At 41.0% G+C, this 22,925-nt stretch carries 20 protein-coding genes and 1 pseudogene; 9 read left to right on the top strand and 12 right to left on the bottom strand.

Features of this window, described 5'->3' with window-relative positions; all coding sequences use genetic code 11:
• Positions 1-4: 4 nt before the first annotated feature.
• The 3 genes and pseudogenes from FO442_RS19025 to FO442_RS02975 all read right to left on the bottom strand — a co-directional run.
• Positions 5-148 (bottom strand): annotated as a pseudogene (locus FO442_RS19025) (Crp/Fnr family transcriptional regulator); the annotation flags it as partial.
• A gap of 192 nt (positions 149-340) precedes the next feature.
• Positions 341-2,419 (bottom strand): M16 family metallopeptidase, encoded by a 2,079-nt coding sequence (locus FO442_RS02980; protein ID WP_144331650.1) that lies wholly within the window; start codon positions 2,417-2,419, stop codon positions 341-343.
• A gap of 12 nt (positions 2,420-2,431) precedes the next feature.
• Positions 2,432-3,898 carry a M16 family metallopeptidase gene (locus tag FO442_RS02975; protein WP_144331649.1) on the bottom strand — a complete coding sequence of 489 codons (1,467 nt, stop codon included), beginning with the start codon at positions 3,896-3,898 and terminating at the stop codon, positions 2,432-2,434.
• A 189-nt stretch (positions 3,899-4,087) separates the two neighbouring features.
• Here FO442_RS02975 and FO442_RS02970 point away from each other — a divergent pair, with 189 nt between their 5' ends.
• The 5 genes from FO442_RS02970 to FO442_RS02950 all read left to right on the top strand — a co-directional run bounded on the left by FO442_RS02970 (position 4,088) and on the right by FO442_RS02950 (position 8,483).
• Entirely contained in the window at positions 4,088-5,170 is a 1,083-nt protein-coding gene (locus FO442_RS02970) for a hypothetical protein (RefSeq protein WP_144331648.1), read from the top strand.
• Between the two features lie 117 nt (positions 5,171-5,287).
• Positions 5,288-5,893: a DUF4494 domain-containing protein gene (locus tag FO442_RS02965; protein WP_144331647.1), complete on the top strand. Its 606-nt coding sequence runs from the start codon at positions 5,288-5,290 to the stop codon at positions 5,891-5,893.
• Between the two features lie 2 nt (positions 5,894-5,895).
• On the top strand, positions 5,896-6,543 hold the full coding sequence (gene pdxH / locus FO442_RS02960) for a pyridoxamine 5'-phosphate oxidase (RefSeq protein ID WP_144331646.1): 648 nt from the start codon (positions 5,896-5,898) through the stop codon (positions 6,541-6,543).
• 3 nt (positions 6,544-6,546) lie between these two features.
• A complete protein-coding gene (locus FO442_RS02955) occupies positions 6,547-7,803 on the top strand; it encodes a M16 family metallopeptidase (protein ID WP_144331645.1) in 1,257 nt (418 codons plus the stop codon).
• Between the two features lie 131 nt (positions 7,804-7,934).
• Positions 7,935-8,483, top strand: coding sequence for a thioredoxin family protein (locus FO442_RS02950; RefSeq protein WP_144331644.1), 549 nt, complete (start codon positions 7,935-7,937; stop codon positions 8,481-8,483).
• On the opposite strand, the gene FO442_RS02945 is transcribed toward FO442_RS02950, so the two are convergent.
• The 4 genes from FO442_RS02945 to FO442_RS02930 form a co-directional block, all read right to left on the bottom strand.
• Positions 8,478-9,179 carry a tRNA1(Val) (adenine(37)-N6)-methyltransferase gene (locus FO442_RS02945; RefSeq protein ID WP_144331643.1) on the bottom strand — a complete coding sequence of 234 codons (702 nt, stop codon included), beginning with the start codon at positions 9,177-9,179 and terminating at the stop codon, positions 8,478-8,480. The genes FO442_RS02950 and FO442_RS02945 overlap by 6 nt on opposite strands.
• On the bottom strand, positions 9,179-9,709 hold the full coding sequence (rimM, locus tag FO442_RS02940) for a ribosome maturation factor RimM (protein WP_144331642.1): 531 nt from the start codon (positions 9,707-9,709) through the stop codon (positions 9,179-9,181). The genes FO442_RS02945 and rimM overlap by 1 nt, the downstream gene beginning before the upstream one ends.
• Before the next feature lie 18 nt (positions 9,710-9,727).
• Entirely contained in the window at positions 9,728-10,321 is a 594-nt protein-coding gene (locus FO442_RS02935; RefSeq protein WP_144331641.1) for a 30S ribosomal protein S16, read from the bottom strand.
• Between the two features lie 164 nt (positions 10,322-10,485).
• On the bottom strand, positions 10,486-11,319 hold the full coding sequence (locus tag FO442_RS02930; protein WP_144331640.1) for an outer membrane beta-barrel protein: 834 nt from the start codon (positions 11,317-11,319) through the stop codon (positions 10,486-10,488).
• 63 nt (positions 11,320-11,382) lie between these two features.
• On the opposite strand from FO442_RS02930, the gene FO442_RS02925 reads away from it, so the two are divergent.
• The 4 genes from FO442_RS02925 (at position 11,383) to FO442_RS02910 (ending at position 18,398) form a co-directional block, all read left to right on the top strand.
• Positions 11,383-12,042 carry an HD domain-containing protein gene (locus FO442_RS02925; protein ID WP_144331639.1) on the top strand — a complete coding sequence of 220 codons (660 nt, stop codon included), beginning with the start codon at positions 11,383-11,385 and terminating at the stop codon, positions 12,040-12,042.
• A gap of 62 nt (positions 12,043-12,104) precedes the next feature.
• Positions 12,105-13,052 carry an ROK family protein gene (locus FO442_RS02920; RefSeq protein ID WP_144331638.1) on the top strand — a complete coding sequence of 316 codons (948 nt, stop codon included), beginning with the start codon at positions 12,105-12,107 and terminating at the stop codon, positions 13,050-13,052.
• Between the two features lie 88 nt (positions 13,053-13,140).
• Positions 13,141-16,110, top strand: coding sequence for a GH92 family glycosyl hydrolase (locus FO442_RS02915; RefSeq protein ID WP_144331637.1), 2,970 nt, complete (start codon positions 13,141-13,143; stop codon positions 16,108-16,110).
• A 161-nt stretch (positions 16,111-16,271) separates the two neighbouring features.
• Complete coding sequence (locus tag FO442_RS02910; RefSeq protein ID WP_144331636.1) at positions 16,272-18,398, top strand: S46 family peptidase; 2,127 nt, start codon at positions 16,272-16,274, stop codon at positions 18,396-18,398.
• Positions 18,399-18,464: 66 nt separating this feature from the next.
• Here FO442_RS02910 and FO442_RS02905 read toward each other — a convergent pair whose 3' ends face one another.
• From FO442_RS02905 to gcvT, 5 genes are all read right to left on the bottom strand, one after another.
• A complete protein-coding gene (locus FO442_RS02905; protein ID WP_144331635.1) occupies positions 18,465-18,914 on the bottom strand; it encodes a hypothetical protein in 450 nt (149 codons plus the stop codon).
• 134 nt (positions 18,915-19,048) lie between these two features.
• The gene (locus FO442_RS02900; RefSeq protein ID WP_144331634.1) at positions 19,049-20,803 is read right to left on the bottom strand and encodes a GmrSD restriction endonuclease domain-containing protein; all 1,755 of its coding nucleotides are present in this window, start codon (positions 20,801-20,803) and stop codon (positions 19,049-19,051) included.
• Between the two features lie 270 nt (positions 20,804-21,073).
• A complete protein-coding gene (locus tag FO442_RS02895) occupies positions 21,074-21,373 on the bottom strand; it encodes a type II toxin-antitoxin system RelE/ParE family toxin (protein ID WP_144331633.1) in 300 nt (99 codons plus the stop codon).
• 2 nt (positions 21,374-21,375) lie between these two features.
• On the bottom strand, positions 21,376-21,615 hold the full coding sequence (locus FO442_RS02890; protein ID WP_144331632.1) for a type II toxin-antitoxin system ParD family antitoxin: 240 nt from the start codon (positions 21,613-21,615) through the stop codon (positions 21,376-21,378).
• A 171-nt stretch (positions 21,616-21,786) separates the two neighbouring features.
• On the bottom strand, positions 21,787-22,869 hold the full coding sequence (gcvT, locus tag FO442_RS02885; protein ID WP_144331631.1) for a glycine cleavage system aminomethyltransferase GcvT: 1,083 nt from the start codon (positions 22,867-22,869) through the stop codon (positions 21,787-21,789).
• Positions 22,870-22,925 lie beyond the last annotated feature (56 nt).

Below are 22,925 nucleotides of genomic sequence, written 5' to 3'. Positions count from 1 at the left end.
TTTGTCACCAAATAAACCCTTTTCGGATGCGGCTTAAATGGCGTTGTGTAATGCCCAGATACGAAGCCAGGTGCTTTACTGGAATTTGCCGAACGCATTCCGGTTGCTCTTTGATGAGGTTTTCATAACGTTCGTGTGCAGAATCACGCGTCCTTCGAGTTCAAGGCAAAAAGAGTGAAAACTAATTTCATAACGGATTATTTGTGTTTACTCAATACCACCGGGAAAAAAAAGTTGTCAGGGAGCAATAAAAAACCCGGCACTTCGATCAAGTACCGGGCTTTTTTTCAAATCGAAAGCTGCGCTGACGCTTTTAAATCAGTCAGCTGCTGCTAATCTCTTATTCAAACAATGTCTTGTCAACTTCTCCGTTGAATTCAATTGTTTTTACAGTTCCGGAAAGTGTCATTTCACCCATGATTTGGGTTAGTTTGTGAGGAAAAAGAAAACCGTTTACCTCCTTGTAATCATCATACATGACGGTTACTTCATTAGTTTCTTCCTCTTTTTTGGTAATGGAAACGGTTTTGAATTTCAGGTTAGTAACCGCATCGAAGTAATCAAAAGATTCTTTTTCACCATCATTCGTAGTCAACACATAATAGTCTTTTCCTGCGATTGTCTCGATGCCTTTGATTTCGTACTTCATCCCGGAAGTTTTATATGTCGCTTCAGGGAACAAACCTTCTCCTTTTTTCTTCGCGGCAATTTCCTCAGCACTCATTGCTTTTTTGCCTGTCTGCATATTCATTTCAGAACCTGTTGTCCCGTCGTAATATGAGCTTTGGAAAACCATTCCCTGTGCTTCAATTTTTATTGCTTCTTTGTTCGGAGCAACAAAAGCTTCCGTCATGGTGATTACTACCGGGATTTGAGGGGAAGAAAGTTCGATTTTCTTTACAACTGATTTTACTTTCTTCATTTTCTTCGCCAAATCCTTAGCAGAAGCCGTTTTCGTAACCGTATTGACATATCTTTCAATCAATTGGTCTGCTGTGATGTCTGCCTTCTTCATTTCCTTTACAGGATTTCCGAATGGATCTAATTTTTCGATTACACCATCGCTATCGAACGCTTTCAGTTTTGGTAAAATATCCTCGTTTCCTACTACTACGATATTGAATCCGTTCTTGAAGTATTTTTGAGCAACGGTCAATACGTCATCCTTAGTAATAGCATCCAGGCGCTTTAAGTATGTTTGGTAGTAATCGGCAGGTAAATTGTCACGGATAATATTCAACGCAAAACGAGCAATTGTTTGAGGTCTTTCCAATGAACGTGCAAATCCTCCTGCCATTGCAGACTTCGCAAGGTTCAATTCATCATCTGTTACGTAGCTGTCGCTGATTTTCGTGATCTCTGCCAACAATTGAGTGATCGCTGAATCCGTTACTTCATTTCTGAAACTTCCGGATGTTCCGAACCAGCTTCCGTCTCTGGTCACCTCGAAAGAAGAATACGCACCGTAAGTGTAGGCTTTATCTTCACGAAGGTTTTGCATCAAGCGGGCTCCGAATGATCCTCCACCCAAAATGCTGTTCATCACATTCAGTGCGATTTGATCGGAAGCTCCCGGTTTCATTTCGATAGGGAATGTAATGGATATAACTGATTGTACGGCTCCTGGCTTGTTAACGAAAATCACACGGTTTCCTTTTGCTTTCAACCCTTTCCCGAAATCTTCCTTGTACGGCTGACCACCTTTCCATGCTCCGAAATACTTTTCAGCCATTTTCATTGCATTGTCTTTGGTGATATCCCCTACAATTACCAGGTATGCTCCGTTCGGTGTAAATACCTGCTTGTAGTTGTTTTTCACATCGTCCAGTGTAATTGCAGCCAAAGAAGCTTCGTCCATCACTTCACCAAGCGGGTGATTCGGGAAATCGATCTTTGATTCTGCATTGGAAGCCATCGTGTTGGGATCTGATTTCGCAGATAACAATCCGGATTCATTTTGTTTTTTGATGCGTTCAAATTCACTTTGCGGGAACGCTGGATTCATTGCGACATCCTGCATGATATCCAATCCTGTTTCCATGTGCTTGGTCAAACAGGAGAAGTAAATGGAATGACCATCTGCATTCAGGTCTGCACCCATATTATCCACTTCTTTATCCAATACGTCTTTCGAACGTTTGGTTGTTCCGGAAGTCAATAATTGCCCCATCAGGTTGTTTGTTCCTGCTTTAGAACCTTCAATCATAGGAGAAGCTCCCATGGTAAGCGAGAAAGAAACCCGTGGTAATTTATGGTTCTCAGAAAGAATAACGGTAATACCGTTACTTAATTTGAAAACTTCCGAGTTTTTAATATTAATGGTTGGAGCCGCAGCCGCAGCGGGTCTTACAGAACGGTCAACTTGTCCGTAAACCCCTGTAAATGCTGTTAAAGCAACAAGTGTAATTAACTTTTTCATGACGCTGTTCTGTTAGTTTGCCTTTGGTAAATAATATAAAATGATCCGATTGTCCTGGGTCAGGTACTTTTTAGCAACACGTTGGATATCTTCACGTGTAATACCCATGTAGATTTCCATTTGCTTGTTGATCAACTCCGTATTTCCGAAATACATTTTGTTTTGAGCTAAATTTTCAGCGATTCCGGCTACTGTTGAGTTGGAGCTTACGATTTGGTTCTCGAACTGATTGCGAACAGCCTGAAATTCTTCTTCGGAAATTAAATTGTCCTGGATCGATTTGATCTCTTCATCCAGTGATTTCTCCAAATCTTCCACTTTTGTTCCGTTAGCAGCAATAGCAGCAACAATTCCTAATCCCGGGTCTTCCATATTGAATGCGAAAGAGAAGGCAGCAACTGCTTGTTGTTTTTTCTCTACAATGTCTTTGTTCATGCGGGAAGAATTACTTCCGGATAACACGGCATTTAACATTTCAATCGCAGCAAAATCCTTGTCCGTTTCTTTCGGGAATTTGTATCCCATAAATACTGCAGGCAATTGAATGTTGTCGTAAACGGTTTCTCGCTGAACACCGGTGATCGGTTCGAAAGCCGGATTTGGTCTTGGAATATCACACGGCATTGCCGTGTACTTCTTCAATAATTCTTTTGCTTTCGGATCAGTCGGGTTATTGAAGTTTTTGGCGTCAAACGCCATTTTCTCCACACCGTATTTCGTTTTGAATTCACCTTCTCCCAGGTTTTCGAAATCACGGAACAAGTTAATTGCTTGTCCTTTCGGAACGGAAGCAAAGTACTTATCGATCCACTTCTTTGTTTGTTCGATATTGATATCCCCGGCAATGGAAAGAATGGAATTGGAAGGAACATAGAATGTATGGTAGAAATTCACGTAATCAATTTCCTGGGCTGCATTCAAATCTTCCATACTTCCGATCGGTACCCAGCGGTACGGATGGTTTTTGTATGCCAGTTTGAATAGGTTCTCCATAAATGTAGCGTAAGGCTGATTGTCAACACGCTGTCTTTTTTCCTCTTTTACGACTTCCCGTTGTGTTTCAACACCTGTTTGGTCTACTTTTGCGTGAAGCAAACGTTCACTCTCCAGCCACAATCCCAATTCCAATTGGTTGGAAGGAAGGATCTCGTAGTAATACGTTCTGTCCTGGCTGGTATTTGCATTTAACGCTCCACCATTTTTTTCCACTAATTCAGAGTATTCACCTCTTTTAATGTTGGTGGAACCTTCAAATAACAAATGTTCAAAAAAGTGCGCAAAACCTGTTCGAGACGGGTTTTCGTTTTTTGAACCTACGTGATACATGACTGAAACAGCTACAATGGGAGTAGCGTGTTCTTCATGTAAAATAACATGCATTCCGTTTGCCAGATCATATTCGATGTACTTTACTTTCTCCTGGGAGAAAGCGGTAATCGAAGAAGAAAGCAACAATGCTGTAAAAAGACTTTTTTTCATGTTGAATTTTTCGACTTGTTTGCACGAAAATAACAACAAAAATTGCTTTACAATCATTTAGGTGAATTTCGGATATAAAACTGGACGAACGGTTTTTATCTGCTTTCAGTAAGAGCGAAAAGTTTTTTGGCCTTATTGGGGTTTCGCAATTAACCATTAGTTAGCATGGTTTTTGTTATATTCGGGACTATGAAATTTTTGACTTTTGGCTTTTTGCTGCTTACATCCGGTCTTTTTGCACAAAAACAGACTGTTTTCGCCTATATGGACTACAACAATTTTTTCCATTCGTTTAAAGACGGGTATTTTAACCAGGTCGATCACCAGGCAGTTACAGGGGTTGCATACGGAGATGAAGTAATTGCTTATTACAACAACCAGCGCGATTTTAAAATTTACGACGGAACTTTTTCCCGGGTAATGACCAACCAGCCGGCAACATTCAAGATTTCGGACCATATGGCGGCCTGGAATATTGGTCAGCTCATTTATTATTATGAAAACGGAAAACCGCATAACCTGACTTCGTTCGGTGCGGATTACTGGGTGGGTGATTCATTGATTACTTTTCAGGATACACGTTACAATTCATTGAATGTGGTCTACAAGGGGAAAATATCGACACTTGTTCAAAGTACGGTGGAACTGCCTTCTCCGGTGGTCCAGGGAGATAATTTGGTCGTTTTTAAAGATAACGGAGATATTTACAAAGTCTTCTACAGGGGACAAATCTATGACTTGGGGACGTACAATGGGACAGAATACGAGTTTTTTGCAGGAACCGACATACTCGGTTTTAACGATCCGCAAACCCGTACATTTGCCGTTTTCCAGGATGGGGAATTTTTTGATGTGGAAGAATTCAGATCGCCTAAAGTCAAAGCCGGAAGAGGATTTGTTGCATACGAAGATTTACAGGGAAACCTGAAATATTACGGAAAAGGAAAATATGAAACCCTGAGTTCCTTCGCCCAGTTTTGGGATGCAAAAGATGATCTGGTGGTTTGGGGCGACGCCAATACGACGTACCAATTTTACAAAGGAGAAAAGAAAAACCTGGCCAATTTCGTAGTGAAAGAATGGCAGATGAAAAACGATGTGGTGGCTTTCAGGACTTTAATGGGTGGAGTAGGTGCCTCCGTTGGAGGAGTTTACAAAGAAGTCACCTCGATCAACGACACGGATTTCGTTATCAACGGCCACGGTGTCATGGTTCAAATGAAAAATCGAGCAGTAATCGTTTTGTATAACGGACAAATCTATAGGGATTAAAACAATTCAAAATTCCAAACAGGAAGTCAACTTTCGGAAATTTAACGAATTCACTTTGGTATTTTGCATTTTTCATTTTGAATTAGTAGTATCTTTGTTCCTCTAAAAAATGGATAAATGAATAGTTGGTTTACCGTAAAGGTTAAATATACAAAACAGCTGGAAGACGGTACTTTTAAGCGTGTTTCAGAACCGTATCTGGTTGCAGCAATGACGTTCACAGATGCGGAAGCAAGAATCTATGAAGAGCTTGGAAGCCTGATCCGCGGTGAGTTTGTCGTGACAGGAATTACACGTACTGATTTCCACGATATTTTCCACTATGAGGATGCAGATGTTTGGTACAAATGCAAAATCACTTATGAAGCCGGAGGCGATGGTGGTGAAGAAGGTGCGAAAGCCAAAAAAGTATCTCAAAATTTCATTGTAACGGCTCATTCCGTTAAGGATGCATATGAACGCCTGAAAGAGAGTCTGGGTGGAATGATGATCGATTATGTGATTCCTTCTATTACGATTTCCCCTATCGTGGATGTTTTCCCTTTTGGAGATGAAGCCGAAGATCGTGTAGCTGTTGATTTCGAAAAACAAGTGAAAGCAGAAGTTGCTGAACATGCTATGGGAACAAAAACGGTATTTTCAGCTCCGGGGTCGGATGTGGATGAATTCGAAGGAGATGACGAAGATTCAGTGATTGATGACCAATTCGGAGAAGAAGAATAAAAATGGATGATTTCCTCGATGTAATTCGAAACGACCATCACCAATTTGACAAAGGGAAACTGGAAGATCACTTTGGTGATGAACCTTTTGCCTTGTTAGCCAAATGGCTTCGGGAAGCGATTGAAAAACCTGCGATGGAACCCAATGCGATGATTGTTTCAACTTTGGGATTGAATGGGTTTCCAAGGTCTCGTGTGGTTTACTGGAAAGAGTTACTGGAGGAAGGAATTGTTTTTTATACGAATTATTCCAGCGATAAGGGAAAAGCAATCGAAGCGAACCCGCAAGTACATGCGTTATTGTACTGGCCGGAATTGGAACGCCAGATCAGTGTTACCGGGTTTGCGGAAAAAGTTCCGGCTGAAATGAGCGACGCTTATTTTGAATCACGTCCGAGAGGCAGCAAGTTGGGAGCTTGGGCATCCCACCAAAGTGAATTCCTGAACTCAAGAGACGAACTGGAGAAACGAGTGGCTGAATACGCTGGGAAGTTCCCGGATTTTATTCCAAGACCCGAACATTGGGGAGGTTATTTGATTCGGCCGATCAATGTGGAGTTCTGGCAGGGAAGACCTTCCCGCTTACACGACCGGATCGTGTTTAATTTGAAACCGGACAATTCTTGGGAATTATATCGCAAGTATCCTTAATGAATGATTGAATTATTACCCCACATATATACCCTTTCCAACGGGCTGAGATTGGTTTATCTGCACACAGGCTCACCGGTTGCTCATTTGGGAGTGACTGTTTTGGCCGGTTCCAGGTTTGAAGAGGACCATGAAGTCGGACTGGCACATTTCCTGGAGCACAGTATTTTCAAAGGGACTCAAAAACGGAAAGCATTCCATATTCTCTCCCGACTGGATTCAGTGGGAGGAGAATTGAACGCATATACCACGAAAGAAGAGATTTGTCTCTACGCTTCGTTTGTGAAAACCCACTTGAATCGTGCTGCGGAGCTATTATCAGACATTGCAATCAACAGTAATTTCCCTGAAAAGGAGATCCAAAAGGAAAAGGAGATTGTATTGGACGAATTGAATTCGTACCTGGACAGCCCAAGCGATAAGATTTTCGATGATTACGAGGCGCTCATCTTCCCCAATCACCCTTTGGGGAATAACATTTTGGGTACGCCTGAATCGGTGCAATCTTTCGGTAGAGATTCGCTCAAAAATTATGTAGATAAGTTCTTTTTTACCGAAAACACAGTGATTTCATTTGTCGGAGATATCCCCTTGAATACACTGGTGAAATGCTTGGAAAAGTATTTTCATTCCATGCCTTCTGGAAAAATGAAAGCGATCCCGAGAGGGTTTGACAGTTATATACCTGTAAAGAAACGGGTAGAAGAAGGAAATTACCAGGCACATGCCATCATTGGCGGAATAGCTCCCGGATACAACAGCGATCACCGCAGGGGAATGACCATGCTTACGAATGTACTGGGTGGCCCGGCAATGAATTCCCGTTTGATTCTTTCCGTTCGTGAGAAATACGGATATACGTACAATATAGAAGCACAATACTCTCCGTACCCGGATTTGGGATATTGGTCTATTTATTTTGGAACCGATCCGAAATACCTGGCAAAAACGATGAAGATCATTTATGCCGAATTAAAGAAACTGCGTGAAATCCCATTAACGGCAAAACAATTGCAACAGGCCAAAGAACAACTCAAAGGGCATATTGCTTTGTCGCTGGATTCGAACCTCGGACTAATGCAGGGATTGGGGAAATCATTGCTATTGTTCAACCAGATTGACACGATCGGGGAAATGTATGCCGGGATTGATAAGCTAACCAGCGAGGAGTTACTGGAAATTGCACAGACCTATTTTAGGGAAGAGCATATATCGGAATTGATTTATGATGTGAAGTCCGATTCGGGTTCTGGAAATTAGAATTCGCTTGTTCGCAAATTTGCGAACTGTATTATTGAAATCCTAATTCAAAATTGACCGGTTATTTAGTGATTTTTGTCATACGTTCTCCAAGAATTGAGCCGTAACTTTGAACTATCAAATTTACAGACATGGACTTTCAAACTTATTTAAAACAATTCGAACAGATTTTAAATGCATCTAATCAACAAGCTCCCTACGATAACGAAGATTATTTGAATTACACCAAGCTTAATTGGTCGCGCATGAACCGATGGTTGAAAAAAGGAGAGATCCTGCCTCATGTCAGAGAAAAGATCGAGTCAATCAACGAAAAGCAGGAATGGATTGTCATTACCGAGCCTTGGTGTGGCGATGCCTCACACATTGTACCGTTTATCCATATGATGGCGGAATTGAATCCGTTAATCCATGTGGACTACGAATTGCGTGATTCCGAACCGCATCGTATTGAGCAATACCTTACAAACGGCTCCAAGGCTATTCCGAAACTGGTAATTAAAAATGCCGCGGGTGAGGATCAAGCAACCTGGGGACCAAGACCGGTTGAATGCCAGGTTCTTTACCAGGAATTACATGAGAGCAAAGCTCCTTTTGAAGAGGTGAAAATCAAACTTCAGAATTGGTATAACGAACATCACGGAGTGGAGATCCAGGAAGAAGTAGTGGCCTTGTTATAAGACACGGTCGTGAAATTCACGTGTCAAAGCCTTGTATTCTTCCGTGTAACTGCCATTTTCCGTTCGGATGTGCAAAGACGAAAATTGGGCTTCGAGGGGGTATTTGATCAGCGAAACGATCATGCGCACAGGCTTGTCGGGTTTCCCGAAAAGGGTGATGAGTTCCGAAATAAACAAATTGTTTTCTTCTGCCAATCGTTGGATGCTTTCTGTACTTTCGAACGGAATAATGATCCAGGCTTTACCTGTTTTTGTAAGTAACCTGGAAATAGAACGAATCAAATCCGGAAATGACAGACTTTCCGTGTGGCGAGCCAATGATTTATGCTCATCCGGGTTTTTCTGACTGTTCTCAAAGAATGGCGGATTGCTGATAATCGCATCGAATGGTTCTTTGGGAAAATATTGCTGGATGGGTTGGTTTATGATCGAAATCGGGGATTGGAACGGACTGTTTTGTGCATTGAAATGAGCGTCCAAAACCGCATATTCTGAAATCTCGAGTCCGATTATTTCATGAAAATTGAAACGTTGTGCACACATGAGCGAAAGAATTCCGGTTCCGGTGCCTATGTCCAATAAGCGTTTAGGATTTTCCCAATGACAGACAGATCCGAGAATCATCGAATCGGTCCCGACTTTTAAAGCGGCATGTTTTTGCTGTACCTGGAAGTGTTTGAATTGAAAAACACTCATTATTCACCCATGTACATTTCAATCAGTCCTTCGGGAGACGTGACATGCAATGTTTTGGATTTACGGTCGACCTTTTGAACAAGTCCTTCAATGAATGGGATGAGGATCTCTTTTTCGCCGTTCATGACAACGATCAATGGATTTACGCTGTTATCGACTACTTGTTCAATGATCCCGGTTTCTCCGTAACGTGTGTCCACTAATTTGAAACCGACGATTTCGTGATCGTAAAAATGCTTGTCATCTAATTCCGGGAGAACAGACAAAGGAAGGTAGCAGTTTTTGCGCAGGATTATTTTAGCATCGTTTTCAGAATCAACACCTTCCAGTTTGATTGCTGCAAACCCTTTATGTTTTAATTGAAAGGATTGAACAAAGAAAGGGGTTAGTTGGCCGTTGATGTCGATGAAAAAGGCATCCAGAGTTTTGTAATCTTCCGGATTGGTTACGTCTAAAAATAGCGAAACTTCACCTTTGTATCCGTGAAGTTTCGCAATATAACCAAGTTGAAAGCAATCAGCATGTTGCATAGATCAACTTTTAATGAATTAAGCCTCAGCTTCTCCTTCTTCAGCAGCCGGAGCATCCTCTGCAGGAGCTTCAGTAGCCTCTTCGGCAGCAGCTTCCGGAGTTGCAGTTTCTGCTTCTTCGGCAACCTCTTCCACTACAGGAGCTTCTTCAACAGGCGTGTTTTTAGCTTCAATCGCTTTTGCTTTTGCTTCATTTGCATCAGCTTCAGCTTTCAAACGTGCTGCTTTATCAGCAACAGCGTCTTTTCCAAGACCTTCAATTTTCCCTTGGATTTTAGATGCTTTTTCAGCTTCCCAAGCAGCAAATTTAGTTTCTACCTGCTCAGCAGTCAAAGCTCCTTTTGTTACACCTTTCAATAAGTGATTTTTGTACAAAATTCCTTTGTAAGAAAGAATTGCACGTGCAGTATCAGACATTTCAGCTCCTGTACCAACCCATTTTAAAGTTGATTCAAAATTGATGTCAATTGTTGCCGGGTTCGTGTTCGGATTGTAAACCCCCAACTTCTCAATGAACTTACCATCACGCTTAGCGCGGGAATCAGCTACTACTAAATGGAAAATTGCTTTTCCTTTTTTACCGTGTCTTTGCAAACGAATACGTGTTGCCATAATGTTAATTGTTTGAGGTACGAAACCTCGATTAAAATGAATATTAACTCCTGCTTAGCGAATAAACAGGGTGCAAAGATAGCAAAAGCTTCCCAATCTGCAAATAAAAAGGGTACGATATTTCTACCGTACCCAGAACCAATAAATTTCGTTAAGATTTCCGATTAGTCTTCTCCAAAAGTTAATTTGATACCCACTTGAACAAAGAAGTTGCTGAAGTTTGCAATTTGTCTTAATTCTTCACTTGGAGATGTTAAGGTTGATCCGGTTGGATTCGTAGAGAAATTGTTGGAAGAGGAATTCAGTTCATCTACATACTTGATGTCTTTGTTGTATGCCGGAACGCTTCCAAGAAAATCGTTCCCGTTGATACTGTATTTTGTTACTTCTGTTTCTTTTGATTTTACGCGTAAACTGTTGGCTCCCACTTCAGCAAAGAAACCGAATTTCTTCCCGAAATGAACATTCAGACCGAATGCCCCGGTATATCCCAATGCCACTTTTCCGCTTGTGGTGGATGCTTGCACGACACTTACCCCGGGAGAAGAGTTATCATTTGATTCATATTTAACAGAGCCTAAAAGGGGAATGAGTAATCCCGTACGGGCGTATACAGACATTTTTTCTCCTCCCGATTTGATATAGAAAGCCGGAGCAATACGGAACTGACTTGACTTCATGGTCTCCGTAAGTGTACCGCTGGGATGGTTTTCTTTATGGGTAGTAGTCTCCGAACCAAAGAAGCCGTTCAAACCTAATTCAATCCCGAAATGCTCTCCGAACATGTAGCCGGGTGTCAGGTTTGCCTGAAGCCCATTTCCCAATGTCCCGTAAATAGCTTTTGAGTTGGTAAGGCCGCCGGCATCATGTTGTTCGTCAGTTCCCAGAAACTGCCCTGGTGAACCAAGACCATAACCAACCGAAACGCCCAGATTGAATTGTGCGGATGCTGTTCCGAAAGCCATTACAGCCAATACAGGTAGAATTAATTTTTTCATAAGAGAGATTTTAGATTTTTTTGCAATGTAGAATCTTTTAGTTATTTATGCAAGCATAATATCATGAAAAATAACACGTATTTGTTCGAAGAAGTGAAAACTATCGTGGAACAAAAATTTAGAAAGGAAAGCGCAGACCACGATTGGTACCACATCGAACGGGTATTGAAATTGGCTGAACATATTCAGGATCAGGAAGGTGGGGATTTGTTGGTTGTCCGGCTGGCGGCCTTATTACACGATATTTCCGATCACAAACTGAATGGTGGCGTAAAAAATGACTGTGGAAGAGTTTCGAGAGAAATACTCACGAAACTGAATGCGGAGAAGGAACTGATTGACCGGGTGTGTTCCATTGTGGATAAGGTTTCCTTTAAAGGAGCCGGAGTAGAAGATGAAGTGGGAAGCCTGGAACTGGATATTGTGCGAGACGCTGACCGCCTGGATGCGATCGGGGCAATTGGGATTGCACGTGCATTTCATTACGGAGGAAAAAATAACCGCTCTTTCTATGAGCCTGATTTGGGACCGTCTCTTCATTCGGATTTTGAAAGCTATTCTTCTGATAAGTCACATACCCTGAATCATTTTTATGAGAAATTATTATTGATAAAGGATCGTTTGAGAACCAAAACCGCACAAAAGATCGGGGAAGAAAGACATCAAATAATGGCCGCTTTTGTAGCTGATTTTCTGAAAGAATGGAATGTTAAATTCAAATGAATCGATCGGCTAAATCAATTTACTAAAAGTTAATTCTCGAAAAAAAATCCCATTTTTACGGCATGATTGAACATGTTGCATTAGGCATAGATATCGGTGGAACCAACACTGCTTATGGTTTGGTGAACCGAAATGGAGAGGTGTTATTCGAAGAATCCGTTACGACAACAGATTATTCTGATCCCGAAGATTTAGTAGAAAAGATTTACCAGGATGTAAAAAACAAGGGGTTCTTGGATAATTTACTCGGTTTGGGTGTTGGGGCTCCAAACGGGAATGCATTTACCGGAAATATTGAATTTGCTCCGAACTTAAAATGGAAAGGAGTAATCCCGATTGCCGAATTGTTTGAACAGAAATTTCACAGGCCCACTTTGTTAGCGAATGACGCAAATGCAGCAGCGATCGGTGAGCATCTTTTCGGAAATGCAAAAGATCTGAACGATTTTGTTTTGATTACGCTTGGAACAGGGCTTGGTTCAGGAATTTTTATCAATGGCGAATTGATTGTAGGTTCCCAGGGTTTTGCCGGTGAATACGGTCATATTCGGGTCGTTCATAACGGACGTTTGTGCGGATGTGGAAGAAAAGGTTGCCTGGAAACTTATGTTTCAAGCACAGGTGTCGTACGTAGTGTGGAAGAATTGAGTAGTACCTGTAAAGCGGATTCCAAATTGAACGGACTCTCGAAAATTACCGCAAAGGATGTTTTTCAGTTGGCAGTAGCCGGAGATCAATTTGCTTGTGAAATCGTAGATTATACAGCAGAAATGCTCGGGATTGCCTTAGCTGATTTTGCTGCGTTCTCTAATCCGAAGGCTTACATTCTTTTTGGAGGATTGGCGCAGAGTGGTCCCTATTTTTCTGAAAAAGTAAAAAAACACATGGAGGAGAATCTGCTTCAGATCTACCAGGGACATATCGAAATTCGAAATTCAGCTCTTCATGATATGAACGCAGCTGTATTGGGTACGGCAGCTTCTATGTTCTGGAAAGCAATCAAAAAATAAGAGAAAGCATTACTTTCGACTAAAAGACAAGCGTTAGCGCAGTCACACAAAATAAACCGGCGGAGACAAGTGATTAAAATTTAACCATATGAAAAACAGGATATTTCTACTTACGCTAATTTGTTCTTTTTCGGGCTTTTCTCAAATCCAGGAATTGAAAACCAATTCGGACATGGCAAGAGATAAAGTGTACTCAGATAAATTATCCAAAGCGATACCAAGTCCGTCACGCTACGTCAATACATTTGTAGGGACAGGAGGGCACGGACATACTTTTCCGGGGCCGGTACTTCCTTTTGGAATGGTTCAAGTGGGACCTGACACGCGGTATGAAGGATGGGACGGTTGCGGTGGTTATCATTATTCGGATTCCGTGATTTACGGATTCAGTCACACGCATTTGAGCGGAACAGGAATTCCGGATTATTCGGATGTGCTGCTGGTTCCGCAACAGGGAAAACTGAATACCGTTCCGGGATATAAAAAAGCAGGGGGATTTGGTTCCGTTTTCAAACATTCCAAAGAAAAGGCGCTTCCGGGTTATTACCATGTAGAAATGGAAAACGGGATTACAGCAGATTTGACGGCTACTTTGCGTTGTGCCCTGCACCGGTACCAATTCTCAAACCCGAAGGGAAAACGCTACATCGTTATTGATTTAGGATACCGCGATCGCGTATTGGAAGTGGAGGCGATGAAAACGTCTTCGACTTCGGTTGTAGGAAAACGTGTTTCCGAGGCTTGGGCGACACATCAGCACCTGGCGTTTAGTTTGGAGACATCCATTCCCTTTACCAAGACCAAATGGATTGAAGATAAAAAAGAAGGGACGTATTTGTTTGTATTGGAATTCCCGGAAGGTGTAAGGGAAATTGCAGTGCGTGTTGGAATTTCCGGAACGGACCAGGCGGGTGCAACTGCCAATTTGAAAGCGGAACTAACCAGTTTTGATTTTGATATTGTCCGCTCACGTGCGCTTGCAGCCTGGGACCTGGAATTGGGAAAGATCAAAGTGAAATCTTCTCAAAAGGACGTTCTAAATAACTTTTATACAGCACTTTACCATTCGTTTATTCATCCTTCACTTTGGACGGATGTGGACGGGAGATACCGCGACTATAACGATCAGATCCAAACCTCAGAAAATTCCTTGTATTCTGTTTTTTCCTTGTGGGATACGTATCGCGGAGCGAATCCGCTTTACACCATTGTTCAGCCACAAAAAGTTTCTGATTTCGTCAGTTCCTTTTATAAGCAATACCAAAATACGGGATTGCTTCCGGTGTGGACCTTATCCAATAATGAAACGAATTGCATGATCGGGTATCATTCCGTTTCGGTAATTACAGATGCTTATTTGAAAGGAATTCCACTTGAAAATCCGGAAGGATTGCTGGAAGCGATGATTGCTTCAAGCACGGCAGATCAATGGGGAAAGAAACAATACGAGGAAATCGGGTTCATTTCTGCCAATACCCAGGCCGAATCGGTTTCAAAAACATTGGAATATGCATACGACGATTGGTGTATTTCGAGATTTGCAGAGAAACTGGGGAAAACAGATATTGCAAAGAAGTACCAGGTACGCTCAGCCAATTGGATGAATTTATTGCACCCGGAGTCGCGCTTTTTTCAACCGAGAAAAGACGGGATCTTCCTTCCTTTTTTCAAACCGAATGAAGTAAACCACCACTTTACGGAAGCAAACGGATGGCAATATTCCCTGGCTGCTCCGCAACACATCCAGGCTTTGATTGATATGCACGGAGGAAATGAAGGAATGATCAATTTCCTGGACACGATGTTCCTGGGTTCTTCCTCCATGTCGGGGCGTGAGCAGGCAGATATTACAGGCTTGATCGGGCAATACGCACATGGAAACGAGCCTTCGCATCACATGGCGTATACCTACAACTATTGCGGTGCTCCGGAAAAAACGCAGGCTTTGATCGATACGATTCTAAAAACGTTTTACGTCAATGCGCCGGATGGTCTTTCAGGAAACGAAGATTGCGGGCAAATGTCTGCATGGTACGTCCTGAGTTCGATGGGCTTTTACCCGGTTTCCCCGGGCAGTCCGACGTATACAATCGGTCGGCCGATGATGGACCATGTGCTGATCCAGGGCGAAACAACTTCTTTTGAGATCAATGTAGTGAATAATTCAGAGGAGAATAAGTATGTTCAATCTATTTCCTGGAATGGAAAAGCATACCAGAAATTATTTATTACCCACGACATGATCAGAGAAGGGGGTGTTTTGGAAATTTCAATGGGCGCGAAACCGAATAAGCAGCTGGCAAATTATGAATTGGATCTGCGACATGAAATCAGTCCGGCTTTTGTTCCTGTTCCCTTTTTCACCACTTCTCAAACGATGTTTGAAACAAGTATGGAATTGGGGATCGACGTACTTTTCTTTGAAAAAGGGAAAGTGTATTACAGTTTTGACGGGGAAAAGTACCAGCCGTTTTATAAGCAAGGAGGGAAAAATATTCACCTGAATGAAACAACACAGGTCTATGCAAAAGTAGTGCGTGACGATGGTTCGGAAAGCAAAGTCATCAAGACTTTATTTACAAAATACGTCCGGGATAAAAAGATTACGCTTGCCACGGAATATGCAAACCAATATTCAGGTGGTGGTTCGCAGGCATTGGTTGATGGTCAAAAAGGAACCGAAGAATACCGCGGAACGGAATGGCAGGGTTCCTTCGGGAAAAATGTTCAGGGAGTCATTGAACTGAATGAACAAAGAGAGATCTCCCTGATCCAGTTCTCGTATTTACAGGATCAGAAATCGTGGATCTTCCCTCCGAAAAGTGTGAGCATCGAAGTTTCAACAGACGGAGTAATTTACCGGAAATTAGGCAAAGTTGCGGGAGTTCCGGTAAAAGAAGGTGAAACTTTGAAGGTAGGAGAGTTGAGTGTTGAAATCGCTCCGACTTCTTGCAAGTTTATCCGTTTCAGCGTTGAAAATTACGGATCATGTCCGGATTGGCACCTGGGAAAGGGAAATCCGACCTGGTTGTTCCTGGATGAAATAATTGTTAAGTGAGAATTGAAATGTATCATGGAAAAGAGGTGGCTCCCAATAAGAGGGAAAGTCACCTTTTTTATTGAATGTACTTATCAATTTTCAACTGAAAATACATAAACGGTTAAGGTTTCCTCTTAAAAGTTGTTAACTTTAGCGCTCTTTTAAACTAAACTTAAAGAATGAAAAAAATAGTATTCGCTTTGGTCTTACTGACCTACACCATGGGTAACATTGCTCGCGCAGATGAGGGAATGTGGCTTCCGTTTTTGATCGGAAGAAACTATGAGGACATGAAAAAGCATGGCTTGAAATTAACTCAGGAGCAAATTTATTCCATTAACAAATCTTCTTTGAAGGACGCGGTTATCTCGTTCGGGGGGTTCTGTACCGGAGAGATCATTTCCAACCAGGGATTGATCCTGACAAATCATCACTGTGGTTATGATGCAATTGCAGGAGCTTCAACCGAGGAACACAATTACCTGGACAATGGCTTTTGGGCTAAAAATTTCAAGGAAGAGATCGCTGTGAAAGGACTGACAGCTACGTTCATGATCCGTATGGAAGATGTAACTGCTCAAGTGGCGAAAGAATTGAATGCAAAAATGTCACCGGAAGAACGTGCAAAGAAAATCAAAGAAGTAACGGATATCCTTGTAAAGGATGCTACAGCCGGTACGCACTACGAGGCATTTGTTCGTGATTTTTATGATGGAAATGAGTTTTACCTGTTCGTAAAAGAGACATTTAAAGATGTGCGCTTGGTAGGAACACCTCCGCAATCTGCCGGAAAATTCGGTGGAGATACAGACAACTGGGAATGGCCGCGTCATACAGCGGATTTCTCCATGTTCCGTGTTTATGCCGGAGCAGACAACAAACCGGCTGATTTCAGTGATGCAAACGTTCCGTTGAAACCCAAACATTCCCTGCCAATCTCATTGAAAGGCGTAAAACAAGGTGATTACGCCATGATCATGGGATTCCCGGGAAGAACAAATCGTTATTTGACTTCTTACGGTGTGGAACAGGCTATTTCCTTGGAACAGCCGAAAATTGTGGATATCCGTGCGAAGAAACTGGAGATCATGAAAAAGTACATGGATAAAGATGTGACAGTCCGTCTACATTATTCATCCAAATACGCACAGGTGGCAAATTACTGGAAATACTTCATCGGTCAGACAAAACAGTTGAAAGGAAACCATGTGGCGGATAAGAAAAGAAAAATAGAAGAGGAATTTACGAAATACGCTGCCGGTAAAGCGGAATACGACAACGTGCTTTCGGACATCGAATCGGCTTTTAAAGCAACGAATGATATCATTTACATCAAGGTGTACAACAGTGAGTTTGTGCGCCAGGTAGACATTAACTCGTTGGTGTATTATTACAAACTGGCTTTTGATGCGAAAAAGTCAGGAAATGAAGAACGTTACAATATGATCCTGGATGTTGCAAAAGCAACAGCAGAAGAGATCTATGCTGAACGTTCCATGGACATTGAATTGGAGACTCTGGAAGAAGTATTGAAAATGTACATTCGCGACGTCCCGATGGAACAACAGGTTGGTATTACACGTTCCATTGGTATGGACGGGGTAGATGCGTTCATGAGCCGCGTGAAAACGAATTCCATTTTTGCTTCAAAAGAGCGTTACGAAGAATTCATGAAGAACTTCGATGTTGAAAAAATGAGTCAGGATCCGTTGTTTATCCTGATCAAAGACTTGGATAACGCATACCAGGCTGCCATGGCACAGGATGCGGTGAAATCGGCGAATGCCAAGTTGACTGCAGCAAATCGCGCATTTGTAAAAGGTGTACGTGAAATGCAGCCGAACAAGAAATTCTATCCGAATGCAAACTCAACGATGCGTTTGACCTACGGAAATGTATTGGCTTACGATCCGCGTGATGCTGTTCATTACGACTACTTCACTACGTTGGATGGAGTGATGCAGAAAGAAGATCCTTCTAACCCGGAATTCGTGGTGGATCCACGCATCAAGGAGTTGTGGATGAAAAAGGATTACGGTCAGTACGGAGTAAACGGGAAATTGCCAGTAAACTTCCTTTCCAATAACGACATCACAGGAGGTAACTCCGGTTCACCGGTAATCAATGCAAACGGAGAATTGATCGGAACTGCATTTGACGGTAACTGGGAAGCCATGTCCGGTGACATCTATTTCGAGCCGAACATTCAGCGTACGATCTCTTTGGACGTGCGTTACACGCTTTGGTTGATCGACAAGTGCTACGGTGCTGCGAATTTGATTAATGAGATGAAGTTGGTGAAGTAACCAAAATCAATAAGAACAGAAAAGCCCTGACATGTATCGTCAGGGCTTTTCTTATGCTAATGAGTTTTATTTTTCGCGAATTTCTTTTTTGATCTCGATGCGTTGTTCTTCTTTGTGCATGGATTTCGAATCATTCATTTCCAGTTCTTTCAATTTCTTATCTGCTTCAGCACCTTTGTAGACTTCTTCTGTTGTTTTCCCGTTTTCATTGCGGATGATTCGAACCACTTTCTCACCGTTCTCATCGGTTACTTTGACGTCTTCCGTTACCCGGTCAGATTTCATTCCTCCTTCTATTTCCCGGAGCTTTTGGTCTGCTTCAGCACCTTTGTATACTTCGCTGGAAGTTTTGCTACCGTTCGTGGTATTGATGGTCAATGTTTTTTCACCGTCAACCACTTCCATTTTCACTTCTTTGCGAACTTCTTTCTTTTCCGTTTTTGGATCTTTTTCGGTTTGAGCCATAGCAACTCCACTTCCGATCAGGATCAATCCAAGGATTGTGATCTTTTTCATACTCATAAGTTTAGGAGGTCAAAATACACGCTTCTTCCAACAATGAAAAATGCAGGATGTTAAGCGATGTTAAGAAGTAAGGAAAAGGAAAGAATAGACAAGTTTTGAAGATTTTAGTTTAAATAAATAGAACCTTAATTAAATAATTTGCTTATCGCGACTAGTTTCGGACCATCAAGTTCAATAGTATTTGAGTTTTCCCTTACGAAACTTTTTTTATCTACAAAAGAAAGTTCTTTTTGACGTGGTACTCTAAGTCTTAATACGGTTAATCCCTTATAATCTATGACATCAAGTTGACTTAATACCTGGCTTTTTAAAGGTTCTGATAAGTTTGATTTTGAAATTTTATTTAAAAGTCTGTTAATGTAATCATCAAGAGAGCCTTTTTGTAATTCTAATTCACGGTCTATCCCAACAATGTGTCTTTGATTAATTGTTTTATAATCGATTCTATCTAAAACCTGAATTCGTTTTGCATCGGCCTCCTTATCAGCAACACCGATGAATAGAAATCCATCTTCTTCAGGTCCAATATTTGCGATACCACATATTGTTTCAATAATTTCATCATAAAGATTTTCATTTAAATCTCGTGTGTTTGAAAGATCATAGAATCCTTGTTTGCATTCATACCTATTCGACTCTATTTTGGCTCGTCGAATTGAATTTTCAAAATCTAATGCCAAACCTGCTCCGTGTCTTAGTACTGGAGGATCTTTTTTGACAAAATATTTTTGAATCAATCCTGTTGTAAGATTGATATTTTTTTCTCTATCTGGAGTAACAGAATAATTTGCTGTTGAAGTCATCTTTTTTTGCAATCCGTGAAGTGCTTTTACTATTTCTGCGCTGTCGGCAGGAGATTTTTCTTCCTTAACAATTAAATGAAAAAAAGACATGAAGATAGAATAAAAGGATTCCTTAACTGGATTTCTGGATTTCGGGTTGACGACATTAATGATACTTGTATTTTGATCTTCAAATACCCCTTCAATTAGTGAAAAAGTAACTTTGATCTCGTGCATTATTCTATCAACTCCATATTTTACTAAAAGAGAATTGAACTCCTTATGTTCATTATTCTCAATATTGTATATTTTGTTGAATAGCTCACGACTTTTTGCTAAAGGCTCATCTTTTACAATACTTGCAATGATATCTAGAATCATTTCTTCATCTTCGCTATCTCTAAGTTGTTTTTTCCATATAATTCCGTTCTTACACCAAAATATATCTTCGGCGATAAGTCCATATCCTATATTTTCTCGATTGGAATCAATACTAATTTCAGGCATTTCTGCTAAATCCAATATATCCTTAGAAGAATCTCCTCTTATTTCTGAAGAAACCTTTCTAACTGTGTCAGAAAGTACATCGAGCATTCCTGCCTGCCTTTTTTCTTGAGGACTTAGTTGTTTCCCTCCAGAATTTATTCTCCCAAAAATATCTGTAATCTCAGCTTCGTTGTCGGTTGGATAAATAGTAATTGCTAATTGATAATCTAGAAAATTAGCACAAACTTTAGCGTCTAACAATTGAGTATCATCTGTTATTGGAACAAAAATACCTTCTTCTGCAGATTGCTTTGCTCTTGATGATTGTTTTGTGTCAAAATATTTTCCATGGATTGAAAATCGATTTTCTACAAAGGAAATTATAGCGTTCATGCGCTGGAGACCGTCTATAATTTCAAGTTTACCGTCATCCGTCTGAGCTAAAAGAATCAAGGGAATTGGTAAATCATTTATGATACTATCAATCAGATATTCTTTTTCATCAACCGTCCAGACAAGTTTTCTCTGGTACTTTCTGTTTACTAGGAACTTTCCTTCCGAATAATTTCTATAAGCTTCTTGCAAGCTCATACCTCTAGGAGTAATACTCATCTTTAATAATAATTAATCATTTTAACTAGGGATGTATAAATACTAAATTCATTTTTCATCAAGATTTAAGCCTGAAAATCAACAGAAAATCGTGAATGTGGTTTCAGTAAATAGTGCATTTGCGCGTTTCGCTCTTCCAATACTACTTAAAAAATCGAAACGAAAGTGATAGTTAGATAAATTGGTTACAAAAAAAGTGGAATTGTGAAAACGATTCCACTACTATAATTAGTTAAAAGTCTTAATTCTAACAGTCCTGACCCTTGACTCTTAGTCGTTTGTCTGGTTTTCCAAATCCATTCTTTCGTGCAATATCCGTATAATCTCTATTTCATTTTCTGAGACCAGGTGATAAAACAAAATGTGTTTTCCCGACTTGAATCCTAATAAATTCGGGTTTACTTCTATGTAAACTTTTCCAAGTGTTGGATCGTTTCCAATTTCTTTGCAGGCCGATTGAATTGCTTGATAATACTTGTCCGCTTGTTTTTCTGACCACTTATGTAAGGTATACTGCCAAATGTCAGTTAAGTCGTTTATTGCCTCTTGTCTTAAGATAACTTTAGGCATTTCTACTTCTTTTCAGATTTTAAGTTGGTTAAATGTTCATCAAAGTCAAAATTCTCAACTCTTGGACTATTTAGTCCTTCCTGGATAGCACTTTTTAAAGCAATTAATTTACTTTCTTCATTCTCCAAAAGTCGAAGCCCGGCGCGAATAACCTCACTCACATTTTTATACCTTCCGGCTGAAATTTGTTGACTTACAAATTCATCGAAATAATTACCAAGTGACACAGATGTATTTTTCATGATCGAAATTTTTCTTAAAGTTACCAAAAATTGGTACTTTATCCAAGTGTTTGATTTTTATGTCATAAAAAAGTGGAACTGCTTTCACAATCCCACTTGAGTATTATAAGGAAGAATTAATAGTTGTCCTTCCTCCCCCTTAATCCCCCTCCAAAGGGGGAGATAGATTCTCTACTTCTGATAAAAAGGCATCTTCACCACTTTTGCCAAAACTCCTTTGTCGCGGATCTCGATAAAGATCTCGCTGTCCGGAGCAGCAAATTCGGTATTTACATAACCCATTCCAATTGCTTTCTTCACGCTTGGTCCTTGTGTTCCGGAAGTGACTTTCCCGATCACGTTTCCGTTTGCATCCAAAATGCGGTAATCGTGACGTGGAATTCCCCGGTCGATCAGTTCAAATCCAATCAGTTTTCGGCTTACACCTGCTTCTTTTTGCGCTTTTAACTTCTCAGAATCCACGAAATCTTTCGTGAATTTCGTGATCCATCCCAATCCCGCTTCCAACGGAGAAGTCGTATCGTCGATGTCGTTCCCGTATAAACAGAATCCCATTTCCAGACGCAAGGTATCGCGAGCTGCCAAACCAATCGGTTTGATCCCGAATGGAGCGCCTGCTTCAAAGACTTTGTCCCATACTTGCTTCACTTCCGAGTTTTTGCAGTAGATCTCAAAACCTCCCGAACCGGTATATCCTGTTGCGGAAATAATTACATGATCAATCCCTGCAAACGGCCCCACTTCAAAATGGTAGTATTTGATCGCAGAAAGATCAACAGACGTCAGTGATTGCATTGCTTCAACGGCTTTTGGTCCTTGAATGGCCAACAAAGAATAATCGTCTGAAAGGTTTCTCATCGATACATTTTTGGTATTGTGAGAAGTAATCCAGTTCCAATCCTTTTCGATATTCGAAGCGTTCACTACCAGCAGGTATTCCTCTTCTTTGATCCGGTATACAATTAAATCGTCCACAATTCCGCCTTTTCCGTTTGGAAGACACGAATACTGAGCGCGCCCGATAGTTAATGTCGAAGCATCATTGGTGGTAACCCGCTGAATCAAATCCAAGGCATCCGGACCGGATAACAAAAACTCTCCCATGTGAGAAACGTCAAATACACCAACAGCATTCCGAACTGTTTCGTGTTCAGCAATTACACCTTCATATTGTACTGGCATATTGAATCCCGCAAATGGAACCATTTTGGCACCCAAAGCCTCGTGGACCTGGGTAAGAGCAGTGTTTTTCATTTATTTTGTTTTTTTAGACTGTAAAAGTAATGATTTCGTTCAATTTCGAAGAGAGA

The organism is Fluviicola chungangensis (assembly GCF_007558725.1).
Classification (GTDB): Bacteria; Bacteroidota; Bacteroidia; order Flavobacteriales_D; family Crocinitomicaceae; genus Fluviicola; species Fluviicola chungangensis.
The sequence above is the reverse complement of the archived record's forward strand: the minus strand, read 5'-3'. Positions and strand labels throughout refer to the sequence as shown.

Bases quoted from the DNA above. Each gene is read 5' to 3' on its own strand.
- gcvT (WP_144331631.1), bottom strand. From the start codon at position 22,869: ATGAAAAACACTGCTCTTACCCAGGTCCACGAGGCTTTGGGTGCCAAA.
- FO442_RS02895 (WP_144331633.1), bottom strand. From the start codon at position 21,373: ATGCCTAAAGTTATCTTAAGACAAGAGGCAATAAACGACTTAACTGAC.
- FO442_RS02910 (WP_144331636.1), top strand. From the start codon at position 16,272: ATGAAAAAAATAGTATTCGCTTTGGTCTTACTGACCTACACCATGGGT.
- rimM (WP_144331642.1), bottom strand. From the start codon at position 9,709: ATGCAACATGCTGATTGCTTTCAACTTGGTTATATTGCGAAACTTCAC.
- FO442_RS02955 (WP_144331645.1), top strand. From the start codon at position 6,547: ATGATTGAATTATTACCCCACATATATACCCTTTCCAACGGGCTGAGA.
- FO442_RS02980 (WP_144331650.1), bottom strand. From the start codon at position 2,419: ATGAAAAAGTTAATTACACTTGTTGCTTTAACAGCATTTACAGGGGTT.
- FO442_RS02970 (WP_144331648.1), top strand. From the start codon at position 4,088: ATGAAATTTTTGACTTTTGGCTTTTTGCTGCTTACATCCGGTCTTTTT.
- FO442_RS02915 (WP_144331637.1), top strand. From the start codon at position 13,141: ATGAAAAACAGGATATTTCTACTTACGCTAATTTGTTCTTTTTCGGGC.
- pdxH (WP_144331646.1), top strand. From the start codon at position 5,896: ATGGATGATTTCCTCGATGTAATTCGAAACGACCATCACCAATTTGAC.
- FO442_RS02920 (WP_144331638.1), top strand. From the start codon at position 12,105: ATGATTGAACATGTTGCATTAGGCATAGATATCGGTGGAACCAACACT.
- FO442_RS02900 (WP_144331634.1), bottom strand. From the start codon at position 20,803: ATGAGTATTACTCCTAGAGGTATGAGCTTGCAAGAAGCTTATAGAAAT.
- FO442_RS02930 (WP_144331640.1), bottom strand. From the start codon at position 11,319: ATGAAAAAATTAATTCTACCTGTATTGGCTGTAATGGCTTTCGGAACA.
- FO442_RS02935 (WP_144331641.1), bottom strand. From the start codon at position 10,321: ATGGCAACACGTATTCGTTTGCAAAGACACGGTAAAAAAGGAAAAGCA.
- FO442_RS02925 (WP_144331639.1), top strand. From the start codon at position 11,383: ATGAAAAATAACACGTATTTGTTCGAAGAAGTGAAAACTATCGTGGAA.
- FO442_RS02890 (WP_144331632.1), bottom strand. From the start codon at position 21,615: ATGAAAAATACATCTGTGTCACTTGGTAATTATTTCGATGAATTTGTA.
- FO442_RS02950 (WP_144331644.1), top strand. From the start codon at position 7,935: ATGGACTTTCAAACTTATTTAAAACAATTCGAACAGATTTTAAATGCA.
- FO442_RS02965 (WP_144331647.1), top strand. From the start codon at position 5,288: ATGAATAGTTGGTTTACCGTAAAGGTTAAATATACAAAACAGCTGGAA.
- FO442_RS02945 (WP_144331643.1), bottom strand. From the start codon at position 9,179: ATGAGTGTTTTTCAATTCAAACACTTCCAGGTACAGCAAAAACATGCC.
- FO442_RS02975 (WP_144331649.1), bottom strand. From the start codon at position 3,898: ATGAAAAAAAGTCTTTTTACAGCATTGTTGCTTTCTTCTTCGATTACC.
- FO442_RS02905 (WP_144331635.1), bottom strand. From the start codon at position 18,914: ATGAAAAAGATCACAATCCTTGGATTGATCCTGATCGGAAGTGGAGTT.